The sequence below is a fragment of the Streptococcus sanguinis genome (genome assembly GCF_050223295.1).
GTDB classification, from domain to species: Bacteria; Bacillota; Bacilli; order Lactobacillales; family Streptococcaceae; genus Streptococcus; species Streptococcus sanguinis_X.
Genome location: NZ_CP071424.1, coordinates 1,272,916 through 1,290,807 on the forward strand (window position 1 = coordinate 1,272,916; position 17,892 = coordinate 1,290,807).

Annotated in this window: 19 protein-coding genes and 1 pseudogene; 6 read left to right on the top strand and 14 right to left on the bottom strand. The window is 41.5% G+C overall.

Features of this window, described 5'->3' with window-relative positions:
- Positions 1 to 70: 70 nt before the first annotated feature.
- The 9 genes and pseudogenes from J1C77_RS06180 to J1C77_RS06220 form a co-directional block, all read right to left on the bottom strand.
- A complete protein-coding gene (locus tag J1C77_RS06180; RefSeq protein WP_002921174.1) occupies positions 71 to 670 on the bottom strand; it encodes a hypothetical protein in 600 nt (199 codons plus the stop codon).
- Between the two features lie 60 nt (positions 671 to 730).
- Positions 731 to 1,666 carry a 4-hydroxy-tetrahydrodipicolinate synthase gene (dapA, locus tag J1C77_RS06185; RefSeq protein WP_002897548.1) on the bottom strand — a complete coding sequence of 312 codons (936 nt, stop codon included), beginning with the start codon at positions 1,664 to 1,666 and terminating at the stop codon, positions 731 to 733.
- An 82-nt stretch (positions 1,667 to 1,748) separates the two neighbouring features.
- On the bottom strand, positions 1,749 to 2,825 hold the full coding sequence (locus J1C77_RS06190; protein ID WP_002921173.1) for an aspartate-semialdehyde dehydrogenase: 1,077 nt from the start codon (positions 2,823 to 2,825) through the stop codon (positions 1,749 to 1,751).
- A gap of 530 nt (positions 2,826 to 3,355) precedes the next feature.
- Positions 3,356 to 3,880, bottom strand: a complete 525-nt coding sequence (locus J1C77_RS06195) for a GNAT family N-acetyltransferase (protein ID WP_002921166.1) — start codon at positions 3,878 to 3,880, stop codon at positions 3,356 to 3,358.
- A complete protein-coding gene (locus J1C77_RS06200; RefSeq protein WP_002921164.1) occupies positions 3,877 to 4,530 on the bottom strand; it encodes a DNA alkylation repair protein in 654 nt (217 codons plus the stop codon). The genes J1C77_RS06195 and J1C77_RS06200 overlap by 4 nt, the downstream gene beginning before the upstream one ends.
- 3 nt (positions 4,531 to 4,533) lie before the next feature.
- Complete coding sequence (locus J1C77_RS06205) at positions 4,534 to 5,145, bottom strand: DUF5052 family protein (RefSeq protein ID WP_080980244.1); 612 nt, start codon at positions 5,143 to 5,145, stop codon at positions 4,534 to 4,536.
- Between the two features lie 2 nt (positions 5,146 to 5,147).
- A pseudogene (locus J1C77_RS06210) lies at positions 5,148 to 5,675 on the bottom strand (N-acetyltransferase family protein).
- A gap of 76 nt (positions 5,676 to 5,751) precedes the next feature.
- The gene (locus J1C77_RS06215) at positions 5,752 to 7,422 is read right to left on the bottom strand and encodes a formate--tetrahydrofolate ligase (protein ID WP_002921159.1); all 1,671 of its coding nucleotides are present in this window, start codon (positions 7,420 to 7,422) and stop codon (positions 5,752 to 5,754) included.
- A 192-nt stretch (positions 7,423 to 7,614) separates the two neighbouring features.
- A complete protein-coding gene (locus J1C77_RS06220; protein ID WP_002921157.1) occupies positions 7,615 to 8,172 on the bottom strand; it encodes a hypothetical protein in 558 nt (185 codons plus the stop codon).
- Positions 8,173 to 8,304: 132 nt separating this feature from the next.
- Here J1C77_RS06220 and J1C77_RS06225 point away from each other — a divergent pair, with 132 nt between their 5' ends.
- The 5 genes from J1C77_RS06225 (at position 8,305) to J1C77_RS06245 (ending at position 12,532) form a co-directional block, all read left to right on the top strand.
- The gene (locus J1C77_RS06225; protein ID WP_002921155.1) at positions 8,305 to 8,988 is read left to right on the top strand and encodes a phosphopantothenate--cysteine ligase; all 684 of its coding nucleotides are present in this window, start codon (positions 8,305 to 8,307) and stop codon (positions 8,986 to 8,988) included.
- A 16-nt stretch (positions 8,989 to 9,004) separates the two neighbouring features.
- Positions 9,005 to 9,556: a phosphopantothenoylcysteine decarboxylase gene (gene coaC, locus J1C77_RS06230; RefSeq protein WP_002921153.1), complete on the top strand. Its 552-nt coding sequence runs from the start codon at positions 9,005 to 9,007 to the stop codon at positions 9,554 to 9,556.
- The gene (locus J1C77_RS06235; RefSeq protein WP_002921152.1) at positions 9,540 to 10,103 is read left to right on the top strand and encodes an ECF transporter S component; all 564 of its coding nucleotides are present in this window, start codon (positions 9,540 to 9,542) and stop codon (positions 10,101 to 10,103) included. The genes coaC and J1C77_RS06235 overlap by 17 nt, the downstream gene beginning before the upstream one ends.
- A gap of 238 nt (positions 10,104 to 10,341) precedes the next feature.
- A complete protein-coding gene (locus J1C77_RS06240) occupies positions 10,342 to 12,060 on the top strand; it encodes a phospho-sugar mutase (protein WP_002921150.1) in 1,719 nt (572 codons plus the stop codon).
- A 124-nt stretch (positions 12,061 to 12,184) separates the two neighbouring features.
- The gene (locus J1C77_RS06245) at positions 12,185 to 12,532 is read left to right on the top strand and encodes a thiol reductase thioredoxin (RefSeq protein ID WP_002921148.1); all 348 of its coding nucleotides are present in this window, start codon (positions 12,185 to 12,187) and stop codon (positions 12,530 to 12,532) included.
- 46 nt (positions 12,533 to 12,578) lie between these two features.
- Here the strand turns inward: J1C77_RS06245 and mutY are convergent, their stop codons facing one another.
- The 5 genes from mutY to J1C77_RS06270 all read right to left on the bottom strand — a co-directional run bounded on the left by mutY (position 12,579) and on the right by J1C77_RS06270 (position 17,163).
- Entirely contained in the window at positions 12,579 to 13,739 is a 1,161-nt protein-coding gene (gene mutY, locus J1C77_RS06250; protein ID WP_002921145.1) for an A/G-specific adenine glycosylase, read from the bottom strand.
- A gap of 65 nt (positions 13,740 to 13,804) precedes the next feature.
- Entirely contained in the window at positions 13,805 to 14,782 is a 978-nt protein-coding gene (gene pta, locus J1C77_RS06255) for a phosphate acetyltransferase (protein ID WP_002921144.1), read from the bottom strand.
- Between the two features lie 23 nt (positions 14,783 to 14,805).
- Positions 14,806 to 15,693 (bottom strand): RluA family pseudouridine synthase, encoded by an 888-nt coding sequence (locus J1C77_RS06260; protein WP_002921142.1) that lies wholly within the window; start codon positions 15,691 to 15,693, stop codon positions 14,806 to 14,808.
- Positions 15,690 to 16,517: an NAD kinase gene (locus tag J1C77_RS06265; protein WP_002897531.1), complete on the bottom strand. Its 828-nt coding sequence runs from the start codon at positions 16,515 to 16,517 to the stop codon at positions 15,690 to 15,692. Before J1C77_RS06265 ends, J1C77_RS06260 begins: the two co-directional genes overlap by 4 nt.
- Positions 16,492 to 17,163: a GTP pyrophosphokinase gene (locus J1C77_RS06270; RefSeq protein WP_002921140.1), complete on the bottom strand. Its 672-nt coding sequence runs from the start codon at positions 17,161 to 17,163 to the stop codon at positions 16,492 to 16,494. Before J1C77_RS06270 ends, J1C77_RS06265 begins: the two co-directional genes overlap by 26 nt.
- Before the next feature lie 95 nt (positions 17,164 to 17,258).
- Here J1C77_RS06270 and J1C77_RS06275 point away from each other — a divergent pair, with 95 nt between their 5' ends.
- Positions 17,259 to 17,822: a CYTH domain-containing protein gene (locus J1C77_RS06275; RefSeq protein ID WP_042763190.1), complete on the top strand. Its 564-nt coding sequence runs from the start codon at positions 17,259 to 17,261 to the stop codon at positions 17,820 to 17,822.
- Positions 17,823 to 17,892: the final 70 nt, after the last annotated feature.

The window sequence follows — 17,892 nt, forward strand, 5'->3', positions numbered from 1 at the left end:
CTTCATAAACTATCAGATACTGAATTCACTTTTAAGTTTAAGTCAAGACGACTAAATAGCAAGCAAAACATTATGTATCGGATTTCTCTAATGTTATGTCCTGTCTTTTATAACGATAGTGTATTTTCCAGTGATTTTCAGACAATTCTTCTAAACTCAATGTTTTGTTAATAGCCTTAAAAGACAATTTTTCTTCTTCAACTCTCTTTAAGAGCTCAACTAATAACTCTCCCCCAGCATTCAGAGAAATTAAACTATCATCCTCACTATCATATTGAAGTAGAATTTTCTTTGTTGGTTTGTGAATGATGTTATAGAGATTGAAAGCTTTATCAATTTCAAAATTTTTCTCTTTGTCAGCTACCATTGACAAACTATGCAGCTCCAACTGACCGATTTTAAAAGCTCCAAAAAGACTGAAAACTATCCCTAACGCAGCAAGTGTTTCCCAGATGAAAGAGAAAAGTTTCAAATCCCAATCCGTTATCAGTATAAGAAGTAAATAAATAATTCCTAAAACAGATCCAAGTAAAATCAATCCTGAACCATAGCAACCTGCCTTATCACCAGTTCGGATAACTGGCTTATCATAAACTTTTTTCCCCTCAAGTTTTTCCAGTCTATGCTTATCCTTATACTCCTCAATTCGTTCACTATGTTTTTCTGTCACAATTTTCAATTCTTTCTTTATTATTTTTATCTATGTCAATCCTAAAACTGCTGCTATCAATCAATAATCCGGTCTCAGGACACCTTTAACAGTCTCTTTGGTCGCTTGGTAGTCACCATCAACCACAACCTTGATAATTCGTTTGGCATCTTCTTCAGGCGCTGGCACAAGCGGTAAGCGGGTTGGACCAGCTGCAAATCCTAAGTAATTAAGGACTGCTTTGACAGGGGCAGGGCTTGGGTATGAGAAAAGGGCATTGACTTTAGGAATGAATTTCCGTTGGATAGCTGCTGCTTTTTTGATGTCATTGTGCTCAATAGCGTCCAGCATTTCAAACATTTCATCACCGTTTGTGTGAGAAGCAACTGAAATAACTCCATCAGCTCCCAGATTCATAGCATGAAAGGCATCGCCATCCTCACCAGTGTAAATCAGAAACTCCTCTGGACGATGTTCGATCAGATAGGCCATATTCGCCAGACTGGTACATTCTTTAACACCGATAATGTTTGGATGTTCTGCCAACCTCAGCATGGTATCAGGCGTCATCTCAACCACTACCCGGCCAGGTATATTGTAGATAATGATTGGCAGGTTTGAAGCATCCGCAATGGCTTTAAAATGCTGATACATGCCTTCCTGAGAAGGTTTGTTATAATAGGGTACGATGGCCAAACCAGCTGCAAAACCACCAAATTCATCTACTTCTTTGACGAATTCGATAGAGTCGCGCGTTTCATTGGTACCGACACCGGCTATCAAAGGAACACGCCCCTTGACAACCTTTTGAACTGCCGCAAATAGCTCCAACTCTTCATCGTGTGTCAGGGTTGGACTTTCAGCAGTCGTTCCAGCCAGCAAAATCCCATCCGTATGATGCGCCAAAAGGTGCTCAATCAAGTCTGGAATAGCTTCAAAATTGATGGAACCATCTTCATGAAAAGGAGTAATAAAAGCTGTGATGATTTTACAGTTTTTCAGATCAGCATACGCCATAAACTTACCTCTCTTTATTATACGAAAAGAGGGTTGAAAGAACGATTATTCAACCCTGTGCTGTCAAATTTCCTTGGTCACTTTATTTTAATTCAAAAACAACTTCTGCTGTTGGACGAACTAAACCACGCTCATGCAATGTCTCTGCGATTTGGACAGAATTCCAAGCCGCCCCCTTAAGAAGATTGTCTGAAACAACCCACAAATGAATTCCTTTTTCTGCATCAAGATCCTTACGAATTCGGCCAACAAAGGTTTCTTTCTTACCAACAGCATTGATTGCTTGCGGATAAACCTGATGAGCTACATCATCCTCCAAAACTGCACCTGGGAAGGCTGCAATTGCTGCTTTTACCCGGTCAATAGGTGCAACTTCCTTAGTCTCGATGTAGACAGACTCTGAGTGAGCAGACAAGATAGGAAGACGGACACATGTCGCAGAAACAGCAATAGAATCATCTTCCATGATTTTCTTAGTTTCCTTAGTCATCTTCATCTCTTCGTAAGTATAGTCGTTATCTGTAAAGACATCAATCTGAGGTAAGGCATTAAAGGCAATAGGGTAATGTTTTTTATCGCCGCCGCATGGCAGGATATTGGCTTCCGCATCCTTAGGATTTACACCATCATTGAGAACAGAGCGTAATTGTGCTTGGGTTTCAAGAATGGCTCCCATGCCTGCACCAGAAACCGCTTGATAGGTAGACACAATGATGCGCTCCAGACCCCATTTTTGACGAACAGGCTCTAAAGCTACCATCATCTGAATTGTCGAGCAGTTAGGGCAAGCGATAATTCCCTTGTGCTGATCTAAGGCATGGGCGTTGACTTCTGGAACAACTAGAGGAACATCGGGATTTTGACGGAAATAAGAGGTGTTATCGACCACTACCGCTCCAGCTTTGACTGCGTAAGGAGCGAATTTTGCCGAAGTAGAACCACCAGCTGAGAAGAGAGCAATATCTACACCTTCAAAAGCCGTTTCAGTTGTCTCTTCGATAGTAATATCTTGTCCCTTGAACTGGAGAACTTTACCAGCTGAACGAGCAGACGCCAGATAGCGTATTTTATCAATTGGAAGGCTAGATTCTTCCAGCATTTTAATCATTTGAGATCCAACGGCACCAGTGGCACCTACTACAGCAATTGTATATCCCATGCGATAACCTCTCTGAATTTTCAAAAAATTTTGTATTGTTAGTATTATACTATTTTTAAGGAAAAATGCAAATGGTTCTAAAGAATAAAAGTTCGATATTTTAGTTAAACTGCATTTACCCTCTGCTCTACAACTCAACTTCTTCCTGCAGATTCGTTTCGTCAAGAGCAATAGCACTCACGACGCCAACTGTCTCAGTATCAATGTCTCTAAGCTCGGCTGAGGCAAACACTCATGCCTCTCTATGAGAGTTTTCAAGGTTTATAGATTTTGTTCTCACGAACAAAACTGTATCCACTGCTCTATGACTCAATTTCCTCCTGCGGACTCGTTTCGTCAAGAGCAATAGAAAATCCCCAATCCGTAGACTGGGGATAAGGGCACTTTCGTGTGATCAGCAGGTTCACACAACTGATCAAGGTCCGCTCCTGCGTTTATGACCTCCCATGCTTCAATTTGCAGAAAAACTGCATATCGACTCATCGCACGAAATATAGTTTACCTTATCTTTTTCCGTTTTGTCAAGGTATTTAATCTAAAATATAAACAAAAACTTGTCTATCTTTCCATTCTTGACCTTCTTTTTGGAATTGTTTCCGTACTCCTTCACGATAGAAATCAGCTTGCTCTAGTAATTTTTGCGAAGGGATATTCTGTAGATCAACATGTGCTTCTAAACGATGAAATCCTAGTTCGCGACTGACTTTCTTGAGTTCTTCTAACATAGCTCTGGCGTAGCCCTGACGCCAAAATTGATTATGTATCGTATAACCTATTTCCGCCCATTGGAAATCGTCTCTAGCTAGCACAAACAAATTAACCGTACCTACATGTTTTCCGCTTTTTGCATCATAAATCCCCCAAATATACTGTTGGTCTTTCTCTCGAAAATCGCGGTGCTTAGCCACCAAATCCGAAAACCAACTTTCTGTACAAATTGTCATATCTAAAAGCCCATCATCAAATAGCGATTGGGAAGGTAGTCTATTGGAAAATCCTTCCAGCCAAACCGAGTAATCCTTCTCTTCCAGATATTTTAAATAAATATGTTTCATAAATACTTTCTTCCCTCTCGAATACTAAGTGCAGCCATTTCTGCCTGATGCCGCTCGATAAAATCTCTGACCCAGTCTGGATTGGTTTTGGAATAATCTCTCAGCGCCCAACCGATGGCCTTGTTAATAAAGAATTCTGTTTGGCCTAGATTATTGACTAAAATGTTCTCTAGCAACTCTGTGTCTGTTTCCTCTTTTCGCAGCAGCTGATGATCAATAGCCAAGCGCCGTAACCAAATATCCTCATCACAACTCCAGGATAAAATAGTAGCTTTGGTTTCTGGGAATCGGGTAATGATTGATCCAACCAAGCGGTCCAAAAAGTCAATGGTATCCCACCAAGATTTTGTTTGGGCCAGCTTTTTCAAATGTGGCAAGTCAGATGGAGTCAATAGTTTCTTGCGACTTTCCAGATAGTCTAGCGCGGCATACTGTAATTCTCGATAAGGATTTTTCCAAGCTTCATTTATAAAATTCCAGTCAATGACGGAGTCAGTCTGCTGTTTGAAAAAAGCCTTTGCGAGCTTCCGTCTGGCTGGAGTCTTGACTCCTAGAAACTCAAATTTATTTTTCGTATAGGCTTTCATAGCTCCCGCATCGTCAGGGTTAGCTACTGCTTTCAGATTTTCAAGTAATTCTTCTACATCCATAACTTACTCCAGCAATTCACGGTCATAAATAGTGTAGTCGCAGCGGTAAATCACGAGGCGCTTGCCGTCAATCAGCAATTCAGAGGTTTTGGGAGCATCAGATTTATCAAGAGAAACACGGTCTCCAGCATAGGCAGCCAACGGAGTGCCGTTTTGAGAGCGAATCAGAACAACCTTTTTCTTTCCGGTAAAGTCGTTTTTAAAGGCTGAAATCATGCGATTTAAAACAGGGACAGAATGGCTATTCTCCTCAATATCTGCAGTCTTTTGATATTGAGCAAAGACATCTTTCAAGCCTTTTTCTTCTGCAATCAAGGAAGAGCCCACATGGTCAATCTCATACTTACCCAAGGTTATTTTGAGCACAGAAGAATCTTCCTTGGAATTTCCTTCCTCATCAACTGAGTCAAATTCCTCGTTACGCGAGATGGATAGGGACTTGCCCGACATCTGGTCAATGAGCTGAGAATTTTCATCATAGGTGCGAACCGTCATCTCCAACCCCAACCATTCCTCCTTAGCATTTTTAAACCAATTTTCAACGGACTGACAGCCGGTCAAGGTCAAAAGGGTAATGCTTAGAAGAGTTATTAATAGGTATTTCTTTTTCATCATTTTCACTCCATTTCTTTTAAAAATTTGATGGGTCCAGCTTGCTTGTCTAAGGACTTTTGCAGCCAAACAATGTCATGTCAACGCTCTAATTTATAGCCAATTTTAGGGAAATGCGCCACCTGCTGGTAGCCTCTTTTTCGATGCAAAGCCAAGCTGGCTTCATTTGGCAGAGAAATACAGGCTAGAAAATGCATATATCCCATCTGATTTAACAGATCTTCTAGCGCATCATAAAGCTTACTGCCGACTCCTTTTCCTCTAGCATCTTGACTGACATAGACGGACAATTCCACCGCCCAATCATAGGCTGCACGCGCATAATAAGTCGAAGCATAGGCATAGCCTAAAATTAAACCATCTTCTTCCGCTACCAGATAAGGATATTTTTCCAACGTTTTTTCAATCCTATTTGCAAAATCCTCAATGGTTGGAACTTCATATTCAAAAGTGATGGCTGTATTTTCTACATAAGGCGTATAAATAGCAAGCAAGGTTGTAGCATCTGATGGTCTTGCTAATCTAATGTTCATGTTGACTCCATATTCTATTCTCATTATTTTCACTATTATACCAAAAAAGACTCGTAAAGAGCCTTTTAAACCATGATCAAAATAGACCAATCGCTGTGCCGTCTGCTACCACATCCATATTAAGTGCCGCAGGACGTTTTGGCAATCCTGGCATGGTCATGACATCTCCTGTCAAAGCCACGATAAAGCCCGCTCCAAGTTTTGGTACCAGTTCACGAATGGTAATTTCAAAGTTTTCTGGCGCCCCCAGAGCAGCAGGAGTGTCAGAGAAGCTATACTGTGTTTTGGCCATACAGATTGGTAGCTTGTCCCAGCCGTTTTTGACAATTTCGCGAATCTGAGTCTGCGCTTTTTTCTCAAAGTTCACCTTCGAACCACGATAGATTTCTGTGACAATTTTTTCTATTTTTTCTTCAATAGAGAGATCATTGTCATAGAGGCGAGTGTAATGAGCAGGTTCTTCATTAATGGTTTTGACTACAGTCTCAGCTAGAGACACACCGCCTTCAGCGCCATCAGCCCAGACACTAGCAAGCTCAACCGCTACTCCGATTTCTGCACAAAGTTCCTTAAGCGTAGCAATTTCAGCTTCCGTGTCAGAGACAAATTCATTGATGGCTACTACTGCTGGAATACCGAACTTACGGATATTTTCAACGTGACGTTTGAGATTGGCAAAGCCAGCTCTGACCGCTTCAACATTCTCTTCTGTAAGTGCATCTTTAGCCACACCACCATTCATCTTGAGGGCGCGTAAGGTTGCGACAATCACTACTGCATCTGGAGAAGTTGGTAAGTTTGGAGTTTTAATGTCCAAGAATTTTTCAGCACCAAGGTCCGCACCAAACCCTGCCTCAGTCACTGTATAATCAGCCAAACGCAGCGCTGTGCTGGTCGCCAAAACAGAGTTACAGCCGTGGGCGATATTGGCAAAAGGCCCGCCATGAACAAAGGCTGGTGTCCCGTAAATAGTCTGAACTAGATTTGGCTTAATCGCATCTTTCAAGACCAAAGCCAAGGCTCCTTCTACCTCAAGGTCACGAACATAGACTGGTGTGCGGTCATAGCGATAACCAATGACAATGTTAGCCAAGCGCTTTTTCAAATCTTCAATATCCGTAGCTAGGCAAAGAATCGCCATAATTTCAGAAGCAACGGTAATATCAAAGCCATCTTCGCGTGGAATACCGTTAACTGGACTTCCTAAGCCAACGGTCACATGACGAAGAGCCCGGTCATTCAGGTCAACCACCCGTTTCCAGATAATGCGGCGCTGATCGATTCCCAGAGCATTTCCCTGATGAAGATGATTATCAATGAGAGCTGACAGGGCATTATTAGCAGTCGTAATGGCGTGCATATCACCAGTAAAATGCAAGTTGATATCTTCCATCGGTAGAACCTGCGCGTAACCGCCGCCAGCTGCTCCCCCTTTGATGCCCATAACTGGCCCCAGAGACGGTTCCCGGATAGCAATCATAGTTTTCTTGCCAATTTTATTGAGTGCATCAGCTAGTCCAATGGTAATGGTAGACTTACCTTCTCCAGCTGGTGTCGGATTGATTGCCGTTACCAAAATCAGTTTGCCAACAGGATTTTTTTCAACCTCACGAATCTTATCAAAGCTGAGCTTGGCCTTATACTTACCATATAGTTCTAAGTCATCATAGTCGATGCCGACTTTTTTCACCACATCAACAATAGGCTGCAATTCAACACTTTGAGCAATTTCAATATCTGTTTTCATCAAGAACTCCTCTATCAATTAATATAAAGATTATAACAAAAAAGAGCAAAATCTACATGATTAAGCTCTAAATAGATTTTAATGTTCGGTTTTTAAATGTCAACTTGGTAATCAATTGCATGATGTTCCTCTAAGTTGATTTAGAAATAATCCATCTACTTATCACTACGAAAAACTTATTTTGTTTTTATTCTAGAAGTCTATCAAAGAAATTTCTGGATGATACTTGTGCAAAACTTGTTGGATATCACTGTAATTCTCATCTAATTTTGAAATAGAGATCTCAAATACTTCTCCTTTCTTAGTTTTAGGACATATATAGTGAGATGTACTACTACCATCCTCATCATATTCGACGACTTGCTTGTGAGAAATACTGTCAATTATTTCCCATTCCAAAAAATGAACGTTCCCATTGCTTAATCGAAAAACCATTTCTTCAGCTGTCCCCGCTAAAATAGGGTATTTACTATCTTTTTCTGCATTCATACTTCTTACAATTAGTGTGATAATAATCACAGACGCAATAATTGCAAAGAATATTAAAAAACCTTCAACGCTCCCTTTTTCTGCAGAAGCGCTCGAATAGCTATAACTTGACGAAGATCCCAAATTGTGTTCACTGTCATGACCTTGTATACTTGCTATTAAAAACAAAGGGAAAATTATCGACATTATAATTCCAACGACTGATGATATATAATAATTTTCACCAGCAAAAAATGCAAATTCATAATCATCTTTATTCATTATTTTTCTCCATATCTAAATTTTAGTTTCAATAAACACTGCAGTACACTTTTGGATTAGTCACTTCTCCGCTGTGACACTCTGCAATTAGAATTATTTTACTAAATTTCTTTTTTCTTGTAAAATAGTGCTATGAACATATTGATTACTTCTGGCGGGACCAGCGAGAAAATCGACCGTGTCCGCTCTATTACCAATCATTCGACGGGCCGACTTGGGAAAATCATAGCTGAAACTTTCCTAGACAAGGGCGATCAGGTGACTCTGGTAACGACTCCTAAAGCCGTCCGCCCAGCAGCTCATCCCAATCTTACCATTGTCCAAATTGAAAATGTTGCAGAACTGCTTGAAAGCTTGAAGCCGCTCGTTCACAAACATGATGCATTGATTCATGCAATGGCTGTCTCAGACTACACCCCCGTCTATATGACTGGTTTGGAAGCTGTAGCTGCTAGCCCTGATATGACTGAATTTCTGAATAAAACTAACTCAGAAAGCAAGATTTCTTCTCAGGCTGATGTTCAAGTTCTTTTTCTCAAAAAGACACCAAAAATCATCAGCCTGGTAAAAAAATGGAATCCAGACATTCGCTTAATTGGCTTCAAACTCTTGGTCAATGTTACTAAGGAAGAGTTACTCAAGACCGCTCGAGCCAGTCTCATAAAAAATCAAGCAGAAATCATTGTCGCCAATGATTTAACAAAGATTTCTAACCAAGAGCACAGAGCTTACCTTATCGGAAAAGATACTGTAATTCAAGCTCAATCTAAAGAAGAAATTGCTCAGCTCCTCTACCTTCATATCCACAATACATAACATAAGGAGGATCAAGATGACTCAGATTACCTTAGCTGTCAGCGGAAGTATCTCAGCCTATAAGGCTGCTGACATCACTAGCCGTCTAAAGAAAGAGAACTTTGAAGTAGCTGTCCTCATGACAAATGCAGCGACAGAATTTATCACACCACTGACCCTGCAAGTCTTGTCACAAAGGCCAGTTGCAATTGATATTATGCAAGAACCCGACCCTAGCAAGGTCAATCACATTGATATCGCTAAAAAGTCTGACCTCTTTTTACTGGCTCCTGCAACAGCCAATACCATCTCTAAATTAGCCAACGGCTTAGCTGATAATATGGTGACAGCTACTGCATTGGCTCTGTCACCTCGTTCGAAGAAAGTTTTAGCTCCAGCTATGAACACTAAGATGTTTGAAAATCCACTAACTCAGCAGAATCTGGAACGTCTGCAGCGTTTTGGATGGAAGATTATCCAGCCACGCGAAGCTGTGTTAGCCTGTGGCGATCAGGGGACAGGTGCTCTAGCCGAAGTTGATACAATTATTGATACAGTAAAGGAACATATTTATGAAAAAACAGTCTAAAATTGCTCAAATTGCTATTTTCTTTGCCATTATGTTGGTACTTCACTTGCTCAGCTCAGTTATTTTCAACTTACTTCCAGTACCGATTAAACCGACGATTATTCACATCCCAGTGATTATCGCCAGTATCCTCTATGGCCCTAAAGTCGGAGCTGTTCTAGGCGGGCTCATGGGATGTATCAGTGTTATTACCAATACCTTGGTGCTGCTGCCAACCAGCTATCTCTTTAGCCCTTTTGTGCCAAATGGAAGCCTCTCTTCACTTCTTGTTGCCATGGTGCCTCGAATTCTCATCGGTATCACTCCTTATTTCGTATATAAAGCAATGAAAAATAAGGCTGGCTTGATTGTAGCTGGTTCCATAGGTTCTGCTACCAATACCATCTTCGTCTTGGGCGGTATCTTCTTTCTCTTTTCAAATGTATACCAAGGTGATATCAAAGCACTTCTGGCTGTGATTCTATCAGCAAATTCCATTGCCGAGTTAATCATTTCTGCGATTTTGACAGCAACTATCATTCCTGCGCTTGAAAAAGCCAAAAAATGATGATGATTTAGTTTTCTGGACCAAGCCTTGCTTTGGTCTTTTTTTAATCTCGCAATTCTGCAATACTATTCTAAAATCCTTGAAACAATACCTTGAAAAGTATTTCATCGTTTTCTAGGTAACCTCTTTCAAAATTAATGAAAATATGCTACAATGTAAGCGATTAAGAAAATTTAAGAGCAGGATTTTTTACTAAAATTTCCATCTCTTCATTTCAAAAATAAAGGAGACTCCACCTATGACTTATCGAGATAACTTCAAAAAATGGCTTGATTATGCTGAACTTCCTGACTATCTTCGCCAAGACTTGAACAGTATGGACGAAAAAACTAAGGAAGATGCTTTTTACACCAATCTTGAGTTTGGTACCGCTGGTATGCGTGGTTTGATTGGCGCCGGTACCAACCGTATTAATATTTATGTTGTCCGTCAGGCAACCGAAGGTTTGGCTCGCTTGATTGAAGAAAAAGGTGATGAGTTCAAAAAACGCGGTGTCGCGATTGCTTACGACTCCCGTCATTTCTCACCAGAATTCGCCTTTGAATCTGCTGCTGTTTTAGCTAAACACGGCATCAAGTCCTATGTTTTTGAAAGTCTGCGCCCAACTCCAGAACTTTCATTCGCAGTGCGCCATCTGGGAACTTTCGCTGGTATCATGATTACAGCCAGCCACAACCCTGCTCCATTTAATGGCTACAAGGTATATGGTGAAGACGGCGGACAAATGCCTCCGCATGATGCAGATGCATTGACTGACTACATCCGTGCTATTGAAAATCCTTTTGCTATTGAGGTCGCTGATGTTGAAGCTGAAAAAGCTTCTGGCTTGATTGAAGTGATTGGCGATACTATTGATGCTGAATACCTCAAGGAAGTTAAAGATGTCAATATCAACCAAAAACTGATTGATGAATACGGCAAGGACATGAAAATTGTCTATACTCCTCTGCACGGTACTGGTGAAATGCTGGCTCGTCGCGCTTTGGCTCAAGCTGGATTTGATTCTGTAGAAGTTGTTGAAGCTCAAGCTGTAGCTGATCCAGACTTCTCTACTGTTAAGTCTCCAAACCCTGAAAGCCAAGCAGCCTTTGCTTTAGCTGAGGAATTGGGCCGTAAAGTTGGTGCAGATGTCTTGGTCGCAACTGACCCAGATGCTGACCGTGTCGGTGTAGAAGTTCTGCAAAAAGACGGTAGCTACCTTAACCTTTCAGGTAACCAAATCGGTGCTATCATGGCTAAGTACATCTTGGAAGCTCATAAGAGTGCTGGAACTCTGCCAGCAAACGCAGCACTCTGCAAGTCTATCGTTTCTACTGACTTGGTGACTAAGATTGCTGAAAGCTACGGTGCGACTATGTTCAACGTCTTGACTGGTTTCAAATTCATCGCTGAAAAGATTCAAGAATTCGAAGAAAAACACAACCACACCTACATGATGGGATTTGAAGAAAGCTTCGGCTATCTGATTAAACCTTTTGTACGTGATAAAGATGCTATCCAAGCTGTTTTGGTTGTGGCTGAGCTTGCTGCCTACTACCGCTCACGTGGCTTGACCTTGGCTGACGGTATTGAAGAAATCTACAAAGAGTATGGCTACTTTGCTGAAAAGACTATCTCTGTAACCTTGTCTGGTGTTGATGGGGCTGAGCAAATCAAGGCTATCATGGCTAAGTTCCGTGACAATGCTCCGAAAGAATTCAACGCTACTGCTATTTCTGCTACTGAAGACTTTAAGGCGCAGACTTCTACCGCCGCAGACGGTACTGTTACAGCTCTGACGACTCCTCCAAGCGATGTGCTGAAATACACTTTGGCTGACGGTTCATGGATTGCTGTCCGGCCATCCGGAACAGAACCAAAAATCAAGTTCTACATTGCCGTTGTCGGTGACAGCAATGAAGATGCCCAAGCAAAAATTGCTGCTATTGAAGCAGAAATTAATGCCTTTATCAAGTAAAATAACACTATCAACCGATCAACCAGAGGATGAATTTCACATTCTCTGGTTTTTCGTTTCCAAATCAAGCATTTTTCTGATTTTTATGGCATACTAGTTCTATCAAAAGAAATGAGGATAATTTATGGAACAATTTGCTCAAAATATTAAAGACCTTGAAGTCACAACTGTTGACCGTGCTCGTCAAGCGATTGCTGACAAAGAAACTGCAACTTTCTTCGTTGGTCGTAAAACTTGCCCTTACTGCCGTAAATTTGCTGGAACATTAGCTGGTGTCGTAGCTGAAACTAAAGCACACATCTACTTCATTAACAGTGAAGAAGCTAGCGAATTAGAGAAATTGCAAGCCTTCCGCTCTGAATACAGCATTCCGACGGTTCCTGGTTTTGTTCATATTCAAGGCGGCCAAGTATCTGTTCGTTGTGATTCTTCTATGATTGCAGAAGAAATTAAAGCTTTTGCAAACTTGTAAAATTGATTCAATTCAAAAATCTGAGACAAACTGAGTCTCAGATTTTTTATTTATTTCTAGCTTCCCGAAAAGCCTCCCACATCTTCTGCTGGGGTTTGGCAAAGGGGTAGTTTCCAAAGTCATCTGGATGAAGCCACAAGACCTCTCCATCAGCTGCGTGCTGGCTGTCATTAACTCGACCATAAGCTAGCTGGATATGCCACTTGCGATGGCTGAAGACATGTTGCACCTTTGAAAAGGTCTGCTGCTGCCAATCAACCTTCAAATCATAATCCTGCTCAAAACTTTCTTGAGGAGACAGATCCAGACTTGACTGATTTTCTGCCACCTCAAACAAGGACATCTGATTTTCAGTTTGAAATTCCTCGATTTCAATCAAGGGAAAATGCCAAAAACCTGATAACAAGCCAGCAGCCTCATTCTTTTCAAGTAAGAATTGTCCCTGCTCGTTTTCTATAATCAAGCCTTGCAGATAGACTGGAACTGGCTTCTTTTTAGGTGCTTTGATTGGATATTTATCCATTGTTCCATTCAAATAAGCTGCGCTGAACTCCTTTACAGGACTGTCTTCTGGATGAGGATTAACAGGAGCTTCAATATCTGACCCCAGATCCATCAGCGATTGATTAAAATCTCCTGGTCTATCTGGATCAATCAGAATCTCCATCATAGCCTGAAATACCTTCCGATTGCTAGGTTGGCCAATATCTAAATCAACTTCAAACAAGCGACTCAGCACTCGCATGACATTACCGTCTACCGCAGGCTCAGCTAGGCCAAAGGCAATGCTAGCAATGGCACCAGCTGTATAAGGTCCAATCCCTTTGAGGCTAGCAAGTCCTTCATAGCTATCAGGAAATTTTCCAGCAAAATCCGTCGTTATCTGCTGGGCTGCTTTTTGCATATTTCTCACCCGCGAATAATAGCCCAACCCTTCCCAAGCCTTGAGCAGTCTATCCTCTGGCGCCTGAGCTAAATCAGCTACAGTCGGAAACCAGTCAAGGAAACGTTCATAGTAAGGAATCACCGTATCAACTCTGGTCTGCTGCAGCATAATCTCAGAAACCCAGATATGATAAGGATTGTTTGTCCTACGCCATGGCAGGTCACGTTTGTTTTCATCATACCAAGTTAATAATTTCTCTCGAAAAGAGGCGATTTTATCTGCCCCCCACATATCAATTCCATATTCTTTCAAATCTAACATAAATCTAGTATAGCATAAGGCAAGAAAAATAGGAGAGCTTATGCCCTCCAATTGTTTCTTATCGTTTAATAATGACCAACAGCCTGACTGGCTGTAATCAAAGTCAGCTTGTATACGTCATCCGCATTACATCCTCTGGAAAGGTCATTAACTGGATGGTTAAGACCCTGCAAGATAGGACCTACTGCTGAAAAGCCACCTAAACGCTCTGCCATTTTGTAGCTGATATTACCAGCCTCGATACTTGGGAAGACAAAGACAGTCGCTTGACCAGCCACAGAGCTGCCAGGTGCTTTCAGTTCAGCCGTTGCAGGGACAAAAGCTGCATCAAACTGTAATTCACCATCGATAGCCAAGTCTGGACGCATTTCCTGAGCCAACTTAGTCGCCTCCACTACCTTATCAACCTTTTCACCGAAACCAGAGCCCTTGGTCGAATAGCTGAGCATGGCAACTTTAGGATCAATACCAAAAATCTGCGCTGTTAGGGCTGAGTTAACAGCAATCTCCGCCAAAACATTGGCATCTGGATCGATATTGATGGCACAGTCACTGAAAATGTAGCGTTCGTCATCACGCACCATGAGGAAGGCTCCTGAAGTGCGAGAAACCCAAGGAAGAGTCTTGATGATTTGAAGAGCCGGCCGAACAGTCGCTGCTGTAGAATGAATCGCGCCAGACACCATCCCTTGGACTTTACCAAGGTAAACCAACATAACTCCAAAGTAGTTGACATCTTCCTTGAGCAACTGACGTGCTTCATCTGCAGTGATTTTCCCTTTTCGACGCTCAACGAATGCTTCTACCAATTCCTCAAAGCAGGAACAGTTTGAAGGATCAATAACCTGATATCCTTCTTTTACTCCCTCAATTTCCAGATAAATACGGATTTTATCAGGATTCCCCAAAAGAACTGGAGTAATATCGGTTTCTTTCACCAAACGTTTAGTAGCTTGCAAAATCCGTGGCTCTTCACCCTCCGGCAAGACAATCTTTACTTCCTTATCCTTCAAGGCTTCACGAATTGAATCAAAAATTTTCATGTTTCTTAAAACTCCTTTATCTCTTATTCTTTTAATTTCTCAATAACTTGTTTAAAATCTTCTGGCAAAGGACTGGCACGCTCAACTTCCTGTCCGCTAAAAGGGTTATAAAATTTCAAAGAATGACAATGTAAAGCCTGACGCTCTATTCCGTGTTCCAAACTCCCACCATAAAGGTCGTCACCCAAAAGCGGAAAGCCAATATGTGAAAAGTGAACGCGGATTTGATGAGTCCGCCCAGTATGCAGATGAATATCCACTAGATAGACATCTCCAAATCGCTCTATGACCTTGTAACTGGTATGAGCGTACTTGCCATCCTCTGTCACGCGCCTCGTAATGATACTCTCAGGATTGCGTCCAATCGGAGCAATAATCTCACCTTGCTCTTCTAAGTCACCAGTCCCCCGAACTAGAGCGTAATAGCGCTTTTCTATCAGCTTCTTCTGCAACTGTTTGTCCAATCTGGCATGAGCATAGCCATGCTTGGCAAAGAGCATGAGCCCACTTGTATCCTTATCCAGACGCGTCACGATATGCACCTGCTGGTTTTCATAGGCATGACGAATATAGTAAGCCTTAACAAAGTTTGCCATAGTATTGGAATGATTAACACTGGGAATACTGGCCACCCCTGCCGGTTTATCCAAAACCAAGAAATGCTTATCCTCGTAGACGACAGACAAGTCCTTATCAACAGCTTTCAGACTCTCAAATCCTTTTTCAGAAGGAATGTCAATCGTCACTTTATCGCCAATATCCAAGAGATAAATAGCGTTCTGAGGCTGATGGTTGACAAGAATGTTTCCGCCGGAAAATTTTATCTTAGCCAAGAGGCCTTTGGAAATTTCATGTCGCTTCAAAAAGGTCTTTACCTTGACATGTTCATCAGCAATAAACTCAAACCTCATTCCTTGCACTCTCCAATAAAGGAGTCTCTGACACGATTCCAAAAGCTGGTATGGCTTGGCGAAGCCACAAAATGTATCTTGTGATTGTCAATCTGATACTCAATACGGACAATGTTTTTGAAAGAGAAAGTCTGATTATCGACCGCAATGGTGTGATAGTCACTGCGGGTCGGCACTAACTCAATCTTATCTTTTTTGGGAACAATGACCGACGAGCCCAACGTCCGATAGACCCGATTGTTGAGACTGGCAATCTCTGTCACCTGCAAGGCTTCGATTGTCGGATGCAATACCGCTCCACCCAGAGATTTGTTATAGGCTGTACTGCCCGTCGGAGTAGAGACGGAAATCCCATCTCCTCGGAAACGCTCGAAATGAACCCGATTGATAATGACATCAGCTACCATAGTTCGATCCGAACGCTTGATTGTTGCTTCATTCAAAGCACGAATGATACGCGTATCACCATTTTCAAAAGTAATTTTGACATTTAAAATTGGATAAGAAACCTGAGCACCCGTATCCAATTTAAGGTTTTCGACAAGTTTATCTAGTTCAAAATCACGGTAGTCTGTATAAAAGCCGAGATGCCCTGTATGCACACCGACAAAGCGGACCCGATCCAGCTGTTCTTCATACATATGAAAAGCTGATAGCAGCATGCCGTCACCACCCACCGAAATCACAATGTCGGGATTCTTAGGAGTTAAAATAAAGCCATTCTGTTTAAGCTTCTGCTTCAAATCCTGATAGACTTGTTCACTCTGTCTTTTCCGATTGCGGATAATCGCTATTTTTTTATCTGTATTCTTCATCTGTATCATCACTATTTCCCACACCGTCATTTAACTTGCGGTGAAGAGGATCAAAGAGAGCTTGCGCCTCCTGGATAGCATCACGGATTTCTCCCATCTCCTCATCCAGCTGATAGGCAAGATTAGCTGTGGTTTCCAAGCGGCATTTGATTTCCTCGGGAAATTCTCCTTTATACTTGTAATTTAAAGAATGCTCAATCGTAGCCCAAAGATTCATCGAAAGGGTGCGAATCTGAATCTCAGCCAGAATAAGCCTATGACCATTAATCGTATCAACTGGATACTCTACAATCACATGGTAGCTCCGATAGCCACTGGCTTTTTTGTTTTTGATGTAATCCCGCTCCTGCACAATGCGCATATCAGTCCGATTTCGCAAGACTTCTAAAACTTCATCCACATCATCGACAAACTGGACCATGACTCGTAAGCCTGCGATATCCTGCATCTCTTGCTCAATATTCTCCTCGCGAATGCCTCGCAGAATCATCTTTTCTTTAATGCTCTCAATCGGCTTGACACGTCCAGTCACAAACTCAATCGGAGAATGACGTTGCTGCTTGCGGTATTGCTTTCGCACTCCACGCAACTTAATTTTCAGCTCTCCAACCGCTTGAATATAGGGGTCTAAAAACTCTTCCCATTCTATTGTCATACACTTACCTTGTCATATCATTATTTTTTGTATAAAATAAACACAACTGTTATTATAACATAAATCGCTTTCAAAAAAAAGAAAAGGATATGAAAATGAATCACTTAGAAATTGAATTCAAAACCATGCTGACCAAAGAAGAGCACGACCGTCTGCTCCAGTTATTTGTTGATATTTCGCCTATTAGCCAAACCAACCACTACATCGATTCAGATCAGCAAAGTATCCGACACGCTCACATGGCTTTTCGAGTACGGACTTTTAACCATCGCGAGGCTGAGCTGACGCTCAAGATTCCTCAAGAAGTCGGATCCTTGGAACTCAATCAGAACTTAACACCAGAAGAAACTGAAAATATTTTGCAGAACAATAAATTTCCTACGGGAGATATTTTAGAAACGCTGCTTCAGAAAGAAATTCCCATCCAAGACTTGAAGATTCTAGGCTCTCTAGAGACTATCCGCTATGAAAAAGAAGACGAAATCGGTCTGCTTGCTCTGGATGAGAGTCACTACTTGGGCAAAACAGACTTCGAACTCGAAGTCGAAGTTGAAGATTTCGAAAAAGGAAAAGAAAATTTCCTCAACTTCCTAAAACAGCACAAGATCGACTACAAGCCTGGCAAGAGCAAGATAGCAAGATTTTCTGAAAACTTATAAATCAACGACCATAAAAAAGCTGAAATAATCTAATTTTTTTGGTAAAATAAAAGGTAGCAATCTAAAACCT

What these genes read in the sequence shown, in the direction of transcription:
- J1C77_RS06205 (WP_080980244.1), bottom strand. Translation starts at nt 5,145, where the DNA reads ATGATGAAAAAGAAATACCTATTAATAACTCTTCTAAGCATTACCCTT.
- coaC (WP_002921153.1), top strand. Translation starts at nt 9,005, where the DNA reads ATGACTCAGATTACCTTAGCTGTCAGCGGAAGTATCTCAGCCTATAAG.
- J1C77_RS06265 (WP_002897531.1), bottom strand. Translation starts at nt 16,517, where the DNA reads ATGATACAGATGAAGAATACAGATAAAAAAATAGCGATTATCCGCAAT.
- J1C77_RS06225 (WP_002921155.1), top strand. Translation starts at nt 8,305, where the DNA reads ATGAACATATTGATTACTTCTGGCGGGACCAGCGAGAAAATCGACCGT.
- J1C77_RS06275 (WP_042763190.1), top strand. Translation starts at nt 17,259, where the DNA reads ATGAATCACTTAGAAATTGAATTCAAAACCATGCTGACCAAAGAAGAG.
- J1C77_RS06220 (WP_002921157.1), bottom strand. Translation starts at nt 8,172, where the DNA reads ATGAATAAAGATGATTATGAATTTGCATTTTTTGCTGGTGAAAATTAT.
- J1C77_RS06260 (WP_002921142.1), bottom strand. Translation starts at nt 15,693, where the DNA reads ATGAGGTTTGAGTTTATTGCTGATGAACATGTCAAGGTAAAGACCTTT.
- J1C77_RS06190 (WP_002921173.1), bottom strand. Translation starts at nt 2,825, where the DNA reads ATGGGATATACAATTGCTGTAGTAGGTGCCACTGGTGCCGTTGGATCT.
- mutY (WP_002921145.1), bottom strand. Translation starts at nt 13,739, where the DNA reads ATGTTAGATTTGAAAGAATATGGAATTGATATGTGGGGGGCAGATAAA.
- dapA (WP_002897548.1), bottom strand. Translation starts at nt 1,666, where the DNA reads ATGGCGTATGCTGATCTGAAAAACTGTAAAATCATCACAGCTTTTATT.
- J1C77_RS06245 (WP_002921148.1), top strand. Translation starts at nt 12,185, where the DNA reads ATGGAACAATTTGCTCAAAATATTAAAGACCTTGAAGTCACAACTGTT.
- J1C77_RS06235 (WP_002921152.1), top strand. Translation starts at nt 9,540, where the DNA reads ATGAAAAAACAGTCTAAAATTGCTCAAATTGCTATTTTCTTTGCCATT.
- J1C77_RS06240 (WP_002921150.1), top strand. Translation starts at nt 10,342, where the DNA reads ATGACTTATCGAGATAACTTCAAAAAATGGCTTGATTATGCTGAACTT.
- J1C77_RS06215 (WP_002921159.1), bottom strand. Translation starts at nt 7,422, where the DNA reads ATGAAAACAGATATTGAAATTGCTCAAAGTGTTGAATTGCAGCCTATT.
- J1C77_RS06270 (WP_002921140.1), bottom strand. Translation starts at nt 17,163, where the DNA reads ATGACAATAGAATGGGAAGAGTTTTTAGACCCCTATATTCAAGCGGTT.
- pta (WP_002921144.1), bottom strand. Translation starts at nt 14,782, where the DNA reads ATGAAAATTTTTGATTCAATTCGTGAAGCCTTGAAGGATAAGGAAGTA.
- J1C77_RS06195 (WP_002921166.1), bottom strand. Translation starts at nt 3,880, where the DNA reads ATGAAACATATTTATTTAAAATATCTGGAAGAGAAGGATTACTCGGTT.
- J1C77_RS06200 (WP_002921164.1), bottom strand. Translation starts at nt 4,530, where the DNA reads ATGGATGTAGAAGAATTACTTGAAAATCTGAAAGCAGTAGCTAACCCT.